General features: G+C 70.9%; 15 protein-coding genes. 3 read left to right on the forward strand and 12 right to left on the reverse strand.

Annotated elements, in window-relative coordinates:
- The first annotated feature begins 39 nt into the window (after positions 1-39).
- Complete coding sequence (locus AB0O21_RS34630) at positions 40-807, forward strand: MerR family transcriptional regulator (RefSeq protein ID WP_365178013.1); 768 nt, start codon at positions 40-42, stop codon at positions 805-807.
- Positions 808-817: 10 nt separating this feature from the next.
- Here the strand turns inward: AB0O21_RS34630 and AB0O21_RS34635 are convergent, their stop codons facing one another.
- The 11 genes from AB0O21_RS34635 to AB0O21_RS34685 form a co-directional block, all read right to left on the reverse strand.
- Positions 818-1576, reverse strand: coding sequence for a hypothetical protein (locus AB0O21_RS34635; RefSeq protein WP_365178016.1), 759 nt, complete (start codon positions 1574-1576; stop codon positions 818-820).
- A 37-nt stretch (positions 1577-1613) separates the two neighbouring features.
- Complete coding sequence (locus AB0O21_RS34640) at positions 1614-1958, reverse strand: DUF6406 domain-containing protein (RefSeq protein ID WP_365178019.1); 345 nt, start codon at positions 1956-1958, stop codon at positions 1614-1616.
- The gene (locus AB0O21_RS34645) at positions 1948-3438 is read right to left on the reverse strand and encodes a C2 family cysteine protease (RefSeq protein WP_365178022.1); all 1491 of its coding nucleotides are present in this window, start codon (positions 3436-3438) and stop codon (positions 1948-1950) included. Before AB0O21_RS34645 ends, AB0O21_RS34640 begins: the two co-directional genes overlap by 11 nt.
- Positions 3438-3794 carry a hypothetical protein gene (locus tag AB0O21_RS34650; RefSeq protein WP_365178024.1) on the reverse strand — a complete coding sequence of 119 codons (357 nt, stop codon included), beginning with the start codon at positions 3792-3794 and terminating at the stop codon, positions 3438-3440. Before AB0O21_RS34650 ends, AB0O21_RS34645 begins: the two co-directional genes overlap by 1 nt.
- Positions 3795-4126: 332 nt before the next feature.
- Positions 4127-5032 (reverse strand): hypothetical protein, encoded by a 906-nt coding sequence (locus AB0O21_RS34655; protein ID WP_365178027.1) that lies wholly within the window; start codon positions 5030-5032, stop codon positions 4127-4129.
- A 210-nt stretch (positions 5033-5242) separates the two neighbouring features.
- Positions 5243-7414: a 3-hydroxyacyl-CoA dehydrogenase NAD-binding domain-containing protein gene (locus AB0O21_RS34660; protein ID WP_365178029.1), complete on the reverse strand. Its 2172-nt coding sequence runs from the start codon at positions 7412-7414 to the stop codon at positions 5243-5245.
- 107 nt (positions 7415-7521) lie between these two features.
- Positions 7522-8736: an acetyl-CoA C-acetyltransferase gene (locus AB0O21_RS34665; RefSeq protein WP_365178032.1), complete on the reverse strand. Its 1215-nt coding sequence runs from the start codon at positions 8734-8736 to the stop codon at positions 7522-7524.
- A 40-nt stretch (positions 8737-8776) separates the two neighbouring features.
- Entirely contained in the window at positions 8777-9919 is a 1143-nt protein-coding gene (locus AB0O21_RS34670) for an acyl-CoA dehydrogenase family protein (RefSeq protein WP_365178057.1), read from the reverse strand.
- Positions 9920-9945: 26 nt separating this feature from the next.
- A complete protein-coding gene (locus AB0O21_RS34675) occupies positions 9946-10980 on the reverse strand; it encodes an LLM class F420-dependent oxidoreductase (protein ID WP_365178035.1) in 1035 nt (344 codons plus the stop codon).
- Positions 10980-12134, reverse strand: a complete 1155-nt coding sequence (locus tag AB0O21_RS34680) for a CaiB/BaiF CoA-transferase family protein (protein ID WP_365178038.1) — start codon at positions 12132-12134, stop codon at positions 10980-10982. Before AB0O21_RS34680 ends, AB0O21_RS34675 begins: the two co-directional genes overlap by 1 nt.
- Positions 12135-12228: 94 nt before the next feature.
- Positions 12229-12630 (reverse strand): MmcQ/YjbR family DNA-binding protein, encoded by a 402-nt coding sequence (locus tag AB0O21_RS34685; protein ID WP_365178041.1) that lies wholly within the window; start codon positions 12628-12630, stop codon positions 12229-12231.
- Positions 12631-12723: 93 nt separating this feature from the next.
- Between AB0O21_RS34685 and AB0O21_RS34690 the strand changes: the two genes are divergently transcribed.
- Entirely contained in the window at positions 12724-13938 is a 1215-nt protein-coding gene (locus tag AB0O21_RS34690) for a saccharopine dehydrogenase NADP-binding domain-containing protein (RefSeq protein ID WP_365178043.1), read from the forward strand.
- A gap of 10 nt (positions 13939-13948) precedes the next feature.
- Here AB0O21_RS34690 and AB0O21_RS34695 read toward each other — a convergent pair whose 3' ends face one another.
- Positions 13949-14629 (reverse strand): endonuclease V, encoded by a 681-nt coding sequence (locus tag AB0O21_RS34695; RefSeq protein ID WP_365178046.1) that lies wholly within the window; start codon positions 14627-14629, stop codon positions 13949-13951.
- A gap of 26 nt (positions 14630-14655) precedes the next feature.
- Here AB0O21_RS34695 and AB0O21_RS34700 point away from each other — a divergent pair, with 26 nt between their 5' ends.
- Entirely contained in the window at positions 14656-14955 is a 300-nt protein-coding gene (locus AB0O21_RS34700; protein WP_365178049.1) for a YciI family protein, read from the forward strand.
- Positions 14956-16419 lie beyond the last annotated feature (1464 nt).

A 16419-nucleotide genomic window follows, 5' to 3' on the forward strand; every position in this document is an offset into this window, starting at 1 on the left:
TTGAACCCAAGCTGTGGAGCAGAGAGCGAGGCGCAGACGATGGCCGACCAGGCACCCGAGCCGATGCTCACCGTCGACGAGCTGGCGGCCAAGGCGGGCGTCACCGTGCGCACCGTACGGTTCTACAGCACGCGCGGGCTTTTGCCCCCTCCCGTGATCGGTCCTCGTCGGGTGGGCCACTACGGGCCGGAGCACCTGTCGCGGCTGGCCCTGATCGAGGAGCTCCAGAACCAGGGGATGACCCTGTCGGCGATCGAACGCTATCTGGAGGCGCTGCCGGACGATCTGAGCGCGCACGACCTGGCGATCCACCGGGCGATGGTGGCGAGTTGGGCCCCGGACGCGGCGCAGGAGATCTCCCGGGCGGAGCTGGAGAAGCGGGCCGGGCGGGGCCTGTCGGACACCGATGTGCGGCGCCTGACGGCGATGAACGTGCTGGCTGCCTCGGGCGACGGGTTCCGGGTGGACGTGGGGCTGCTGCGGCTGGGCGTCGCGCTGCTCGACGTGCCGATCGCGCACGAGACGATCCTGGCGGCGCGCAAGGTACTGATGGAGCACACCCGGTCGGCGGCGCACGAGCTGACGGCGCTGTTCCGGGACGAGGTGTGGGGGCCGTTCACGGAGGGCGAGAGCGATCCGGAGCGGGTGGAGTCGATGAAGGCGCTGTCCGCGCACATGCAGCCGATGGTGGTGCAGGCCCTGGTGACGGCCTTCCAGCGGTCCCTGCGGGAGGAGTTGCGCGCGGCGTTCGTCTCCGGGGAGGGCGGGGCCCAGGCGGGTCCGGTCCGAGGGGCCGGACCCGCCTGAGCGGGCCGCGCTACGCGGTGCGCTTGAGGCGCACCGCCCGCTTCGTCAGCTCCGACACCTCGAAGCGGGCACCCGCCAGCTCCACGGTGTCGCCGACCCGGACGTCCTTGTAGTCGGCCACCATGACAGCCGCGCAGACACCCTTCAAGTGGGCCGTGGCCGCGGCCGGGTCGACGCCGGAGACCGTGAGGGACAGGCCGGTGGGGAAGGCGGTCGCACCGCCGTTGGCGACGACCGACTGCGTGCCGCCCTCGGCGGGGAAGCCCTTCGACGCCGCGGCCAGCACCTCGGGGTTGGTCGTGAAGCACAGCCCGTCGTCGGCGGGGCCGCCGACCGATTTCATGGACGCCGGGGCCGCGGCGAGGGCGGTGCGGTCGGCCGCGTCCTGCGGTTCGAGGACCACCCGGTAGGTACAGATCTGGGCGACGGTGTAGGCGTGGCCCGCGTAGGTGACCTGCTGGCCGGTCCTGACGGTCTGCTCCTGCTGCCCCTCCTCGTACGTGGCCCCCTCGCGCAGGACAGCGCTGCGAGTGGTGCCGTCGGCGCTCGCGCCGGTGTACTGCACCCCGCCCTTGCCGGGCAGCCGGAAGCCGCCCCCGCGCAGGAGGTGCAGCCCGTCCTTGGGCGCCTCGCCGACGCAGACCGGTCCCTTGTCGGCCGCGGCGGCCGACGCGGCGGAGGTCGGGGCCGCGGTCGGCCCGTCGCCGCCGTCGTCCCCGCCGCCCGTTCCGCAGCCGGCCAGCAGCAGCGCGGCAGCGGTGGTGGTCACGGCGAATCCAGCGGCCGGCCTGTGCATCCGTCGCCCCTTACCCATGGTCTTCCTCGTGGTCTTCCTCGGTCGCTCCGCGGTCTGCGGCGTCCGTCACCCGAACGAGCACCACGCGCTTGCGGTACTCGACCTCCGCGACCCGCCAGGTGTCCCCGGTGATCTCCACCGTGTCCCCGGGCGTGAGGTCGTCGTGGCGCGCGACGAGCTCGCCCGCGCAGCTGACCTTGATCTGGCCGTGCACGGAGGGCTCGGCGAAGAGGTCGGCCAGGACCATGTGGGTCCTGCCCTCGTACTCGACTGCGTACGGTACGTGGTAGCGCAGCGGCCAGCGGCCGTCGAACTCGAAGGGGTACTTCACCTGCGGGGGGCCGTCAGGGGACATCGAAAGCCTCCGGGCTCTGGAAGTACTTGTTGAACTGTTCCTGGGACACGACGATCGGCTTGTAGTTGGTGGTGCCCCAGGGGTTGCCCAGGATGATCTTGCCGTCGTCCGTGAACCCGCGTACGTAGTAGGCGTGGTTGGTGCAGTACGAGGGCTCCCACTCCTTCGGGAAGTTCTTCCCCAGCTTCTCGTCCGCGGGGGTGGAGACCGTCAGCACCTTGCCCGAGTCGAAGGCCTTCTTCAGCGAGGACAGGTTCTTGTCGTCGTGGTCGCCGATGCCGAAGAAGCCGCCCGCCTTGAGGTCCTCGCCCTCCCGGCCGGTCAGGTAGGGCGCGGACTTCTTCGGGTCGTCGCCCTCGATGCCGCCGTAGCCGCGCTCGCCGTCGCCGTCGTCACCGTAGGCGATCGCGAAGGCCTTCTCGTAGTACGCGGGCCAGGTCTCGCCGTTGCCGTACGAGCTGATCGGGTTGCCGTTCTGGTCCGTGGGCAGGTCCGCGGTCATGGTGATCCACTGGGCCTTGCCGCTCTTGTCCCAGACGCGCACGCTGACCGTGCCGTTCGGGTTCTGCTTGATGCCGTCCTGGATGAACTGCGGGTTCTTCTGGGCGAGTCCGGCCAGTGAGGCGACGTACCAGCAGTCGCCGAACTGGCGTTGGTTGACGTCGTCCGCGGAGACCCCGTTGTTGAACAGGGGGTCCGAGGGCGGGGCCCAGTGGATTCCGTTGTTGGTCTGCCCGTTCTGGTTGTTGCCGCCCTCCTCGTACGCGCCCGTGTTGGTGAAGGTCGGCTGGATCCCGGGGAACGCCGTCTGGAACTTGCCGATGTTCTCCGGGCTGATCTTCGCCAGCATGCCCCCGAGGGTCTGGCGCAACCGGCTGTCCGGCAGGCCGTTGTGGTCGAAGGGCGTCCAGGGGGAGTCGTCGGTGCAGGTGACCAGTGCGTTGAAGAAGGCGAGGTCCTTGGGCGAGGCCTTGGCCATCACGGCGTCGAGCTCTCCGGCGGTCAGCCCGTCCAGCTCTCCGGAGATCTTCAACAGGTCGTCGCGGTTGCCGTTCATGCCGAAGTCCTTGCCCTGCAGCTCCTGGAGGTGGCGCAGGGCGTCGTCGATCTTCTTCGGGTCGGGCGCCGGCTCGTCGAGGAAGAGCAGGCTGTCGCTGACCGGGTAGCCCTTCTTGGCGAGCTCCTGGAGCCCTTCGAGCTGGGTGATCCGGCGCTTCATCGACGACTGCATGTCGCTGAGTTCGCTGCCCAGCGAGCCGGGCAGGCGCCGGCGACCGAAGATCGGCATCGGGATCAGGTCGCCGACCAGGCCCTGCAGGGCCTGGTCCCGGGAGGCCGGCTGGCCGGGGGGCAGGTTCTGCTGGGCAGTGGTCAGGACCGTGGCGAGCTGGGAGTGCAGGCGCCCGGAGTGCTGCCCGAGGGCGTCGAGGTCCTTGGCGAGTGCCGTCAGCTTGACGGCGTCGAAGCCTCTGAACGTCATCAGCCGGCACCCGTCCCGGTCGCTGCCTTGTCCTTCGCGGTGGCCTGCCGGTCGAGCTCGTCCGCCTGGGTCTCCCAGCGCCTCGCGTCGGCCAGCAGCGAGGTGCCCATGCCGTTCAGCGACTGCTGGTGGGTGCGCAGGGTGGTGGTGCACTGGTCCGCGAACGGACCCTGCCAGATGACGTCCTGGTCAGCGCCGCCGGAGAAGACGGACGCACGGGGGGTGGCCCGTTTGACCGCGTCGTCCAGGTACGGTCCCAGTCTGGCGGCGAGTGATCGCGCCTCCCGCGCACAGTCGCGCAATTCCTTCGCACGCTTCTTCAGGTCGGCGGCTGCCTCGCCGTCCTTCTCCCCCATGTGGGTTCCTCCCCGTTCGGCCCGCTCACCGGAGGCCGCGGGCGCGACGGCCCGGGCCCGGCTCGTACGGCAGCATAGCCAGCTCCGGCACGTCCGTTCGAACCCGGGGAAAGCCTGCCGCCGGCGGTCCGCGGCGGCGGGCCTTCCCCGGGTCGCGCCGCTGGTCGGCCTCACGCTCGCCGCGCTCGGCCTTGGCCACGAGGGAGGCGGGCGGGGTGAAGCGCTCGCCGTACTCGTCGAGACAGCGAACGGCGTTCGCGTCGGAGCCGGAGGATTCCGAAGAACCGGACGGTTCCGAGCGAACGCCGCTCGCTGGTGCGGTACCTGAGGGCTCAGACACCGCCCTCGATGATCGACCAGCCCGAGGAGACCCCGTTCAGCGGCCCGACGTTGGCGTAGCTGCCGCCGCTGAGCTTCGAGGTCCAGGCGGTCCCGTCGTACTTGTAGAAGAACAGGCTGTCCGAGGTCCGGCCCACCAGGTCCCACACGCCCGAGGTGCCGGTCTTGCGGAACGAGCCGACCGAGCCGTCCTCCGCCGTGGTCAGCCGGTACTGGAGCTGGGCACCGGTCTTCGCCATGGCCAGGACCGAGTCCCTGGTCGCGACCAGGGTCCCCAGGTACACCTCTCCGTCCCTGTTGCCCACGTTGGTGAAGACACCGCCGTCCAGGGTCCCGTATCCGAGGTTGCTCTTGGGGGACTGCGCCGACCCCTTCCTGGCCGTCGTGGTGACCGCCGTGTCACAGGAGGCCGCGATCGACGCCCAGCCCGTGCTGAAGTTGTCGTAGTCGCGCACGTGCTGGTACTCGCCGTCCACCAGCGTGCCCGTACCGCCGTGGCCGTTACCGGAGTTGTAGAAGAGCACCGAGTCGCCCGCGGCCTCGACGTGGGTCCATCCCGTGGAGAAGTTGTCGTAGGTCTGGACGCGGCTGTACTCCCCTCCGATGAAGGTGCCGCTCTCCCCCTCCCCGGTGGCCGCGTTGTACAGGAGGAGCGAGTCGCGGGACGCCGCGGCGTGCGTGTAACCGCTCGGAAGGTCGAAGTTCGACACGTAGCGCCAGCGGCCCGCCTTCAGGGTGCCGGTCCCGGCGTCGCCGCTGCCCTTCTTGTAGAAGAAGATCGAGGAGTTCGGGGTGGTCTCCTCGCAGAACTGTGAAGCGGCGGTCGCGGGCGTCGCCGGCCCGGCCAGCGTGACGGCGACCACGGCACTGGTCAGTGCGGCCACCAGGGATTTCTTCATGGTTCTCCCCGTTTCTTCGCAACGGAAAGTTCGGTCCCCCAGGGCCGTGAACCGGCGGCGCTCCCTGCGCCGCGCCCTTCGGACGGGGACACGGGCCTTGTCCATCGTGCGCCGCATCGGGCGGCTGCGCATCTCGGGTCCCGGCATGCGGAAGGACCGCCCCGGGGGAACCCCGGGGCGGCCCTCGCGTCGAAGTCGCCGGACGGCTGCTCAGTCCGTGTACGTCTCCCCGCGCTCGGCCTTGGCCACGAGGGAGGCGGGCGGGGTGAAGCGCTCGCCGTACTGGTCGGCCAGCTCGCGGGCGCGGGCCACGAAGCCCGGGAGGCCGCCCTCATAGCCGTTGATGTACTGGATCACACCGCCGGTCCAGGCCGGGAAGCCGATGCCCATGATGGAGCCGATGTTGGCGTCGGCGATCGAGGTGAGGACCCCCTCGTCGAGACAGCGGACGGTGTCCAGGGCCTCGGAGAAGATCATCCGCTCCTTCATGTCATCGAAGGGGATGTCGGCGTCCGGCTTGGCGAAGTGCTCGCGCAGGCCCGGCCAGATGCGGGCGCGCTTGCCGCTCTCGTCGTACTCGTAGAAGCCGGCGCCGCCGCTGCGGCCGGGGCGGCCGAACTCGTCGACCATGCGGTCGATGACGGTGTCGGCCGGGTGCTCGGACCACGCCCGGCCCTCGGCCTCGAAGGCCTTGCGCGTCTCGTTGCGGATCTTGCGCGGGAGGGTGAGGGTGAGCTCGTCCATCAGGGAGAGCACCTTGGCCGGGTAGCCGGCCTGGGCGGCGGCCTGCTCGATCGAGGCGGGCTCGATGCCCTCGCCGACCATCGCCACGCCCTCGTTGATGAACTGGCCGATGACGCGCGAGGTGAAGAAGCCGCGCGAGTCGTTGACCACGATCGGGGTCTTGTTGATCTGGCGGACCAGGTCGAAGGCCCGGGCGATGGCCTCGTCGCCGGTCTGCCCGCCCTTGATGATCTCGACGAGCGGCATCTTGTCGACGGGCGAGAAGAAGTGCAGTCCGATGAAGTCGGCAGGGCGCGAAACCCCCTCCGCCAGGCCGGTGATGGGCAGGGTTGAGGTGTTGGAGCAGAGCAGCGCGTCCGGCGCGATGACGTCCTGGATCTCCTGGAACACCTTGTGCTTGAGGGCGGTGTCCTCGAAGACGGCCTCGATGACGGCGTCGCAGCCCGCGAGGTCGGCGGCGTCGGCGGTCGGGGTGATCCGGGCGAGCAGCTCGGTGCGCTGGGCCTCGGTGGTACGGCCGCGGGAGACGGCCTTGTCGAGCAGCTTCTCGGAGTACGCCTTGCCCTTGGCGGCGGCCTCGGCGGTGACGTCCTTCAGCACCACCTCGATGCCCGCGCGGGCGCAGGAGTAGGCGATGCCCGCGCCCATCATGCCGGCGCCGAGCACCGCGACCCTGGTGACCTTGCGCGGGGCGATCCCCTGCGGGCGGCTGCGGCCGGCGTTGACGGCCTGGAGGTCGAAGAAGAACGCCTGGATCATGTTCTTGGCGGTCTGCCCGGTGACCAGCTCGGTGAAGTAGCGGGCCTCGATGGTCAGCGCGGTCTCGAAGTCCACCTGGGCGCCTTCGACGGCGCAGGCCAGGATGTTGCGCGGCGCCGGGTACGGGGCTCCGTTGAGCTGCTTCTTCAGGTTGGCGGGGAAGGCCGGGAGGTTGGCGGCGAACCGCGGGTTGGACGGCGTGCCGCCCGGGATCTTGTAGCCGGGCACGTCCCAGGGCTGCTTCGACTCGGGGTGCGCGTCGATGAAGGCGCGGGCCTTGGCGAGCATCTCCTCGGGGGTGGCGGCCAGTTCGTGCACCAGGCCGTTGTCCAGGGCGCGCTGCGGGTTGTACTGGGTGCCCTGGAGCAGCACCTTGAGCAGGGCGTCGGCGATGCCCATCAGGCGGACGGTGCGGGTGACGCCGCCGCCGGCCGGGAGGAGGCCGAGGGTGACCTCGGGCAGGCCGATCTTGGAGCCCGGGGCGTCGAGGGCCACGCGGTGGTGGGAGGCCAGGCAGATCTCGTAACCGCCGCCGAGGGCGGTGCCGTTGATGGCGGCGACGACGGGCTTGCCGAGGGTCTCGATGCGGCGCAGCGAGTGCTTGATGGCGGTGCCGGTGTCGAAGGCCAGCTGCGCGTGCTCGGGCCGCAGCTGGATCATGTCCTTGAGGTCGCCGCCCGCGAAGAAGGTCTTCTTGGCGGAGGTGTAGATGATGCCGCGGATGGAGTCCTTCTCGGCCTCGGCGCGGTCGGCGATGGCCGCGATGGAGTCCTTGAAGGCCTGGTTCATCGTGTTCGCGGACTGGTCGGGGTCGTCGAGGATCAGGGTGACGACGCCGGTCTCGTCCTGTTCCCAGCGGATGGTGCGGGTCTCGGTCATGGGGTGGGTCTCTCCGTGGAAGTCTGGTTCGGCAGGGCCGGGCGGGAGGGGCCGGGGGCGTCCCGGCTCGGGCGCTACGGGGGGTCTGGCCTCGCTGGGCCGGGCGCCTACAGGCGTTCGACGATGGTGGCGACGCCCATGCCGCCGCCGACGCAGAGGGTGACGAGCCCGTAGCGCTTGTCCTGGCGCTCCAGCTCGTCGACGATCGTGCCGAGGATCATGGCTCCGGTGGCGCCGAGCGGGTGGCCGAGCGCGATGGCGCCGCCGTTGACGTTGACCTTGTCGAGGGAGACGCCCATGTCCTTGACGAAGCGCAGCACGACGCCCGCGAAGGCCTCGTTGATCTCGATCAGGTCGATGTCGTCGATGGTCAGCCCGGCCTTGGCGAGCGCCTTGCGGGTGGCGGGGGCGGGGCCGGTGAGCATGATGGTGGGCTCGGATCCGGAGACGGCCGCGGAGACGATCCGGGCGCGGGGCGTCAGGCCGTTCCGCTCCCCCGCCTCGCGGGAGCCGATGGCGACGAGCGAGGCGCCGTCGACGATGCCGGAGGAGTTGCCCGCGTGGTGGACGTGGTCGATCTTCTCGATCCAGTGGTACTTCTGCAGGGCGACCGCGTCGAAGCCGCCGAGCTCGCCGATGTCGGCGAAGGAGGGCTTGAGCTTGGCGAGGGTGTCGGCGGTCGTGCCCGGGCGGACGAACTCGTCGTGGTCGAGGACGACCAGGCCGTTGCGGTCGGTGACCGGTACGACGGACTTGGCGAACCGGCCGTCCTTGATGGCCGCGGCCGCCCGCTCCTGGGAGAGGGCGGCGTACTCGTCCACGTCGCGCCGGGAGAACCCCTCGATGGTGGCGATGAGGTCGGCGCCGATGCCCTGCGGGACGAAGTTGACGTCCCAGTTGGTCATCGGGTCGTTGAACCAGGCGCCGCCGTCGGAGGCCATCGGGACGCGGGACATCGACTCCACGCCGCCGGCCAGGACCAGGTCCTCCCAGCCGGAGCGGACCTTCGCGGCGGCCATGTTGACGGCCTCCAGGCCGGAGGCGCAGAAGCGGTTCTCCTGTACGCCCGCCACGGTGTCCGGCAGTCCGGCTGCGATGGCCGCGATACGCGCGATGTCGGAGCCCTGGTCGCCGACCGGTCCGACGACGCCGAGCACGATGTCGTCGATGGTGGCGGGGTCCAGACCGGGGTTGCGCTCGCGCAGCGCCTGGATGAGGCCGACCACCAGGTCGATCGGCTTGGTGCCGTGCAGGGCGCCGTTGGCCTTGCCGCGGCCGCGCGGGGTGCGGATCGCGTCGTATACGTAAGCTTCGGTGCTCACTGGTCAAGCCTTTCGGGGAGGTCTGGTGCTGGGTGGTGTCTCAACCGAGGAGGGAGCGGCCGATGATCTCTTTCATGATCTCGGTCGTGCCGCCGTAGATGGTCTGGATGCGGCCGTCGGTGAAGGCCCGCGCGACCCGGTATTCCGTCATGTATCCGTACCCGCCGTGCAGTTGCAGGCAGCGGTCGGCGACCCGCTTCTGGAGCTCGGTGGCCCACCACTTGGCCATCGAGGCGTGCACGTGGTCCAGTTCGCCGTTCGAGTGGTCGACGATGCAGCGGTCCAGGAAGGTACGGGTGACCGCGCACTCGGTGGCCATCTCGGCGATCTCGAACCGGATGTGCTGGAGCTTGGAGAGCGGGCGCCCGAAGGCCTCGCGCTCCTTCACGTACTGGGTGGTGATCTCCAGCAGGTACTCGGCGGCGGCGATGCCGGCCATCGCGATGCCCATCCGCTCCTGCGCGAGGTTGGTCATCAGGTGGACGAAGGCGCCGTTCAGCTCGCCGAGCAGGTTCTCCTTGGGGACGCGTACGTCGTGGAAGAACAGCTCCGCGGTGTCCTGGGACTTCTGGCCGATCTTGTCGAGGTTGCGGCCGCGCTCGAAGCCCTCCGCGCCGCGCTCGACGACGAGGAGGGACAGGCCGTGCGCGCCGCCCTCGGGGGTGGTCTTGGCGACGACGATGACGAGGTCGGCGAGGATGCCGTTGGAGATGAAGGTCTTGGAGCCGTTGAGCACCCAGTGGTCGCCGCGGTCCTCGGCCGTCGTGCGGATGCCCTGGAGGTCGGAGCCCGCGCCCGGCTCGGTCATCGCGATGGCGGTGATGGTCTCGCCCGAGCAGAAGCCGGGCAGCCAGCGGCGCTTCTGCTCCTCGGTGGCGAGCGAGGTCAGGTAGGGGCCGATGATGTCGTTGTGCAGGCCGATGGCCAGGCCGGGGGCGCCCGCCCGGGTGAACTCCTCGGCGATCACGGCGGCGTAGCGGAAGTCGGTGTTCCCGCCGCCCCCGTACTCCTCCGGGACGGCCAGGCCCAGCAGCCCCTGCCGGCCGGCGGCCCGCCAGGCCTCGCGGCTGACGATGCCGTCCTTCTCCCACTGCTCGTAGTGCGGCAGCACTTCCTTGGTGAGGAAGGTGCGGACGGTCTCGCGGAACGCCTCGTGGTCGGCGTCGAAGATCTGGCGCTTCATCGTCTGGCTCTGCATCAGTGGGCTCCCTAAAGCCAGTTCTTGACGGTCTCGACCAGCCGGGCCCGGCCGCCCGGCTCGGGGGCCACGGGCGTGACGTTGAGCATGGTGACGCCTGCCTCGCGGAAGGCCTCGATGCGCTCGCGCACATAGCCCTCGGGCCCGCACAGCGTCATCAGCTCGCAGAACTCGTCCGGGACGGCGGCCGCGGCGTCGCGCTTGTGTCCGGAGAGGTAGAGCTCCTGGATCTTGCGCGCCTCCTCCTCGTACCCGTAGGCCACGGCGAGGTCGTTGTAGAAGTTCTTGCCGACCGCGCCCATGCCCCCGACGTACAGGGCGATCTGCGGGCGCGCGAGGTCGCGTACGGCCGCCGCGTCGTTCCCGATGGCGAGCAGGCCGCCCGCGACGGTCTGGAGCGGGCCGAGCCCGGGCGCCCGCTTGGCGGCGCCCTCGGCGAGGGGGGCGCCCCATACGTCCCGCGCCTTCTCGGGGATGAAGAGGGTCGGCAGCCAGCCGTCGGCGATCTCCGCGGTCATCGCCACGTTGGCCGGGCCGAGCGAGGCGACGTAGACGGGGATGGAGCTGCGCACCGGCCGGGTGAGGATCTTCAGCGGCTTGCCGTGCCGGCCGCCCTTCTCGGGCGGCAGCGGCATGTCGGTGATGCCGTGGTGGTCGATCGTCTCCCGCCGCCAGATGCGGCGGCACAGGTCCACCGTCTCGCGGGTCCGGCCGAGCGGTCGGTCGTACGGCTTCCCGTGCCAGCCCTCCACCACCTGCGGGCCGGAGGCGCCGAGGCCGAGCAGCGCCCGGCCGTCCGAGACCGCGTCGAGCCCGGCGGCCGTCTGGGCGATCAGGCCGGGGGTGCGGGAGTAGACGTTGAGGATGGCCGAGCCGATCTTCAGCCGCTCGGTGCGGGCCGCGAGGTAGCCCATGATCGTCGGGGAGTCGAAGCCCCAGGCCTCGGCGACCCACACCGCGTCGAGCCCGGCCGCCTCCAGCGCCGCCGCCTCGTCGGCGGCCCGGCGGGCGTCGCCGGCGTAGTCGAGCATCGTGGACAGTTCCATCAGGCGTCGGGCCCCTTCTCCAGCAGCGCCGGGACGTCCCAGTCCGCGGCCACGGACTCGGTGTGCGCGCCCGGCTGGGCCGGGCCGGCGGTGACGGCGGCCGGGGTGGCCGAGAACCGGGGGGCCGGCGCAGGCTGCACGATCCCGCCGAACTCCGTGAAGGTGGAACGGGCGGCGAGGTGCGGGTGTTCCGGGGCCTCGCGCAGGGAGAGCACGGGTGCCACGCACGCGTCGGTGCCCTCGAAGACGGCCGTCCACTCCGCGCGCGTACGGGTCTTGAAGCGCGCGGCGACGGCCTCGCGCAGCTCGCCCCAGCGGGCGAGGTCCTTGCGGGCCGGGGCCTGGTCCTTGATGCCGAGCAGCTCGACGAAGGTGTCGTAGAACTGCTGCTCCAGCGCGCCGACCGCCATGTACTGGCCGTCGGAGGTCTCGTAGGTGCCGTAGAAGGGGCAGCCGCCGTCGAGCAGGTTCGCCCCGCGCCGGTCCTGCCAGCCGCCCGCCGCCATCATGCCGTGGATCATGGCGGTGAGGTGGGCGGTCCCGTCGACGATGGCCGCGTCGACGACCTGGCCGGCGCCGCCGGGGGTCCGGGCGTGCTGGAGCGCGGCGAGGACGCCGATCACGAGGTAGAGCGAGCCGCCCGCGTAGTCGCCGACCAGGTTGGCGGGGACGGCCGGGGGCTCGCCCGGGTTGCCGATCATGCCGAGGGCCCCGGTGACGGCGATGTACGCGATGTCGTGCCCGGCGGTGTGCGCGAGCGGCCCCTCCTGGCCCCAGCCGGTCATCCGGCCGTAGACCAGCTTCGGGTTGCGGGCGTGGCAGTCGGCCGGACCGACGCCGAGCCGCTCGGCGACCCCGGGGCGGAAGCCCTCGATGAGGACGTCGGCCCGCTCGACCAGGTCCAGGACGCGGGACGGGCCGTCGGCCGACTTGAGGTCGACCAGGACGGAGCGCTTGTTGCGGTTGGTGACGTCGTAGGCGGGATTGACGGCGAGCCCGCCGCCGCCGGGCCGGTCCACGCGCACGACGTCCGCCCCCAGGTCGGCCAGGAGCATGGCGGCGAACGGCCCGGGGCCGATGCCCGCCAGTTCGACCACGCGCACTCCGGCGAGCGGGCCGCGCCCGGTACCGTCCCCGTTCCCTGTCACTGCCATCGAGCCCCCAGCGTTGTTAGCCGCACGGTGTGACACAACTGATGTAACACCAGCGATGCTAGGAACGTGTCCCCGTCAGCACAAGAGCAAGCGCTTAGTCGTTTGCCTCCATCCGGGCGTCCAGCTCCTTGACGTGCCGTTTGAGCGCCACGGTCCGGTAGCTCTCCTCCACCCACTCGCACAGCACCTGCAGCGAGGGCGCCCCCTTCTCCCCCAGGGGTACGGACACCCAGCCGGACCGGCCCAGCCCGTACCCGGTGGGCTCCGCGCCGGGCGCCGTCATCGCGTGCCCGTGCAGCGCCTCGTCCTTCAGCTTCACGGACATGCCCGGCGACCCGGTCACGGCCGCGTCGCCCAGGAAGACGAAGATCTTCTTGTTGACCTTCACCACGCAGTCCTCGGGCCCCCACGGATGGTCCTCGAAGGCCTCCGGGAGCCCCAGGGCGAACTCCCTCACCTGTTCCCACTTGCGCACCGCCGCCTGCCCGGCCTTCATCACGCCTCCTGCTACCGCTGGGTACACCTGCCCGCGCGGGCAGCCGCTCCTCACGCTAGCCTCAGCCCCCGACACCAGCTGGGAGGAGCGGTCATGAACACAACGGTTCGGGGTTCACGGGCTCGGCGGGACCAACCTGAACGGGCCTACGACGTCGTACTCTTCGGCGCGACCGGCTTCGTGGGGGCGCTGACCGCCGAGTACCTGGCCGCACACGCCCCCGCCGGCTGCCGGTGGGCGCTGGCCGGCCGCGACCTCGGGAAGCTGGAGCGGCTGCGCGAGCGGCTGGCGCTCACCGACCCGGCGTGCGCGCAGCTGCCCCTGCTCCGGGCGGACGCCGGGGACGCCGGGGCGATGCGCCAACTGGCCGCGTCCACCCGGGTGCTGGCCACCACCGTGGGTCCGTACGTGTGGCACGGCGCCGAGTTGGTCGCCGCCTGCGCCGAGGAGGGCACGGACTACGTCGACCTCACCGGGGAGCCGGAGTTCGTGGACCGGATGTACGTGGAGCACGACGCCCGGGCCCGGGAGACCGGCGCCCGCATCGTGCACGCGTGCGGCTTCGACTCGATCCCGGCGGACCTCGGCGCGTACTTCACGGTGTCCCGGCTGCCGGAGGGGGTTCCCCTGCGGGTCGACGGCTTCATGCGGTCCAACGCCCTCTTCTCCGGCGGGACCCTGGCCTCCGCGCTGACGGCCCTGGGGCGCGGCCCCCAGACCTTCGCCGCCGCGCGCGCCCGCCGACTGCACGAGCCGCGGCTCCTGGGCCGCCGCGCCCGGGGGCCCGTGGGGGCACCCCGGTTCAGCCGGGAGACCGGCACCTGGGCGCTGCCGCTCCCCACCCTGGACCCCGCGATCGTGGCGCGGTCGGCGGCCGCGCTGGAGCGCTACGGCCCGGACTTCCGCTACCGGCACTACGCCTCCGTCAAGCACCTCCCCTTCGCGGTGGGCGGCACGGCGGCCGTGGGCGCGACGGTCGCACTGGCCCAGGTCCCGCCCGCCCGGCGGTGGCTGATGAGCCGTTGGGAGTCGGGCCAGGGGCCGGACGCTGAGCGCCGCGCGCGCAGCTGGTTCACCGTACGGTTCGTGGGCGAGGGCGGCGGCCGGCGCGTGCTGACCGAGGTGTCGGGCGGGGACCCGGGATACGGGGAGACGGCGAAGATGCTGGCGGAGTCCGCGCTGTGCCTCGCCTACGACACCCTGCCCGACCGCGCCGGCCAGCTCACCACGGCGGTGGCGATGGGCGACGCCCTGGTGGACCGCCTGCGGAAGGCGGGCATCACGTTCCGGGTGGCGGACGAACGCTGAGGCGCCCCTGTCACCCGGCCGCCTCCCGCAGGGCCCGGCGGCACAGCGAATCGGCGTGCCGGGTGGTCTCGGGGATCCGGAAGCGGGGGCTGAGCGCGAGGGCCTGGGCGCAGGCGTTGTCCAGCGAGACCCGGTGCCCGACGGAGACGTAGACCGGCTTGATGCCGTCCTGCGTGCGCAGCGCCCGGCCGACCACGGTCCCGTCGGGCGCGAGCAGCGGGGCGGCGTCTCCGCGCCGGGCGCCGGGTTCCTCGTACGTGAAGGTGAACGGGTTCTTCGCGATGCCGATGGCCGGGAGGCCGGTGACCACGCCGAGGTGGCAGGCGAGGCCGAATCCGCGGGGGTGGGCCAGCCCGTAGCCGTCGCAGACCACGAGGCCGGGCGGGGCTGTCAGGGCGTCGAGGGCGGCGAGTACGGTCGGCAGCTCGCGGAAGGCGAGCAGCCCGGGCACGTAGGGGAAGCTGACGCGCCCGACGGCGGTGGCCTGCTCCACCACTTCCAGGGTGGCGGCGTCGAGCACCACGGCCGCGGCGGCGACCAGGTCGCGCTCGTCGTCGTAGGCGACGTCGACACCCGTGACCAGCCCGCGTCCGGGCGGGGGGCCGGGCTGGTCGAGCACGACCTGATGGCGTAGTTCGTCCTGTATCGCCCGGGCCTCGGCCTCGTCTTCAGGCGTCTTCACACTAGTCATGGTGCAGCGAGAGTAGCCTGGCGATCATGTTCGTCATGGAGCTCAGCTACACGGCCCCCATCGAAGCCGTCGAAGAACAGATGGACGCCCACATCGCCTGGCTGGACGGCTACTACGCCTCCGGCATCTTCCTCGCGTCGGGCCGCAAGGTCCCGCGCGACGGAGGCGTGATCCTGGCCAGCGGGGTCTCCCGCGCGGAGATCGAGAAGATCGCGGCCGAGGACCCCTTCACGGTGACGGGCGTCTGCGCCTACCGCATCACGGAGTTCATCGCGACGAAGACCTCGGCGGACCTGTCGACGGTGCGCGAGTCCCCGCTGACCTGAGTTGTGAGGACACCCCCGGAGCAGTCCCGTGCGGCGGGGTCGGGGGTTGGCGGGACCTTCACCGGCCGGAATCAGAGAAGTCCTGGGGGGTTTCCCGTCAGTCCCATAGTCCTTCCGTGTCGGGCCGGCCTGTAAAGGGCGCTCCTCCTTCGTCGTCGCGTCGCTTCGCGATCGCCTACGGCGACCCTTGACAGACCGTCCCGCCACGGAAAGACAAGAGACTGCCAGGAAACCCCCAAAAGAACGGGCCGGTCAGAGTTTCCAAGGACGGGTCGGTCAGGGATGTCCGGCCCCCCGGGCGAGGGGGCACACCCAGCCTCGGGCCCTCCCAGGCCGGTTCCCAAGCCGGGCAGGCGACCAGCCACCCCCAAACCTCGACCACAAAGACCTCAGGAGACTTCGGGCGCGTCAAATCGCTACGCGCTCCTCGCCAATGGCGTCTGACGACCGTCTTGGGCTGGTCATAAGCCGCAGCAGATCGCTACGCGCTCCTCAATGATCAGCGCCTGATGGCCGTCTGGGGCTGGTCCTGTTGAGGCGGCCCATCGATTGGCATCGCGCCGGTCGTCGTGACGGTTCCAGTCCACCAGCCCGGCCTGTCGGCAGGCAGCCACGAGACGCTCAGGTCCCTGCCGGTCAGCTCCTCGGCCTTACGGCACAGGGCAGCCTGTGCCGGTTCGGGCCCGCAGGACGAAGCGGGGTGACCGAGGGCGCCATCCGCTACTCCGCCCGGCGCTTCGAAGTAGACGGCATACCGCCACCGCTCGGGCGTGCGGTAGAGGACGAGCATCCTCGGAGTTCCGAACGCAAGCGGATAAGACTTCCTTCTGCTTCCCATGGAGCCAGTATCGGGAAATGGATGCTCCCGAGGCGGCCAGAGTCCCAAACAGCGGCTATTCCGAGCTGCATTCACGTCAAGCGAGGCAGCAGACGAAAAAGCCAGGCCATATGCCCCAATTGAGATGAATTGGGAGTGACTTTTTAGTGGCGTCTCCGTCCTGACGTGAATCCAGCTCGGATGGGCCGAGGAATCATTCCCCGATCCCTTCCCCGATCCCTTCCCCGGCCCCCTTTCCCGGTGTCTTTCAGTCCCATCAGCCCCAGACTGCCGTCGGACGCCGTCGTGGAGGAGCGCGTAGCGATCCGTGGCGGCTTATGACCAGCCCAAGAGGGCCGCAGACGCCGTCTTCGAGGAGCGCGTAGCGATTTGACGCGCCCGCCGCCGCCCGAGCTCCTTGTGGTCGAGGTTCATTGGAGGCTGCGCCGCCTGCCCGGTTCGGGGAACCGGCCTGGGAGGACCCGAGGCGGGGCGCGCCCCCTCGCTTACGGGGTCGGACATCCCTGGCTGACCCGCTTCTGCCTCTTTCTGCCCGGCCCGTTCTTTTGGGGGTTTCCCGGCAGTCTCTTGTCTTTCCGTGGCGGAATGGCTTGTCAAGGGTGGCCGAAGGCCATCGCGAAGCGACG

The organism is Streptomyces sp. NPDC091371, from assembly GCF_040684275.1.
Classification (GTDB): domain Bacteria; phylum Actinomycetota; class Actinomycetes; order Streptomycetales; family Streptomycetaceae; genus Streptomyces.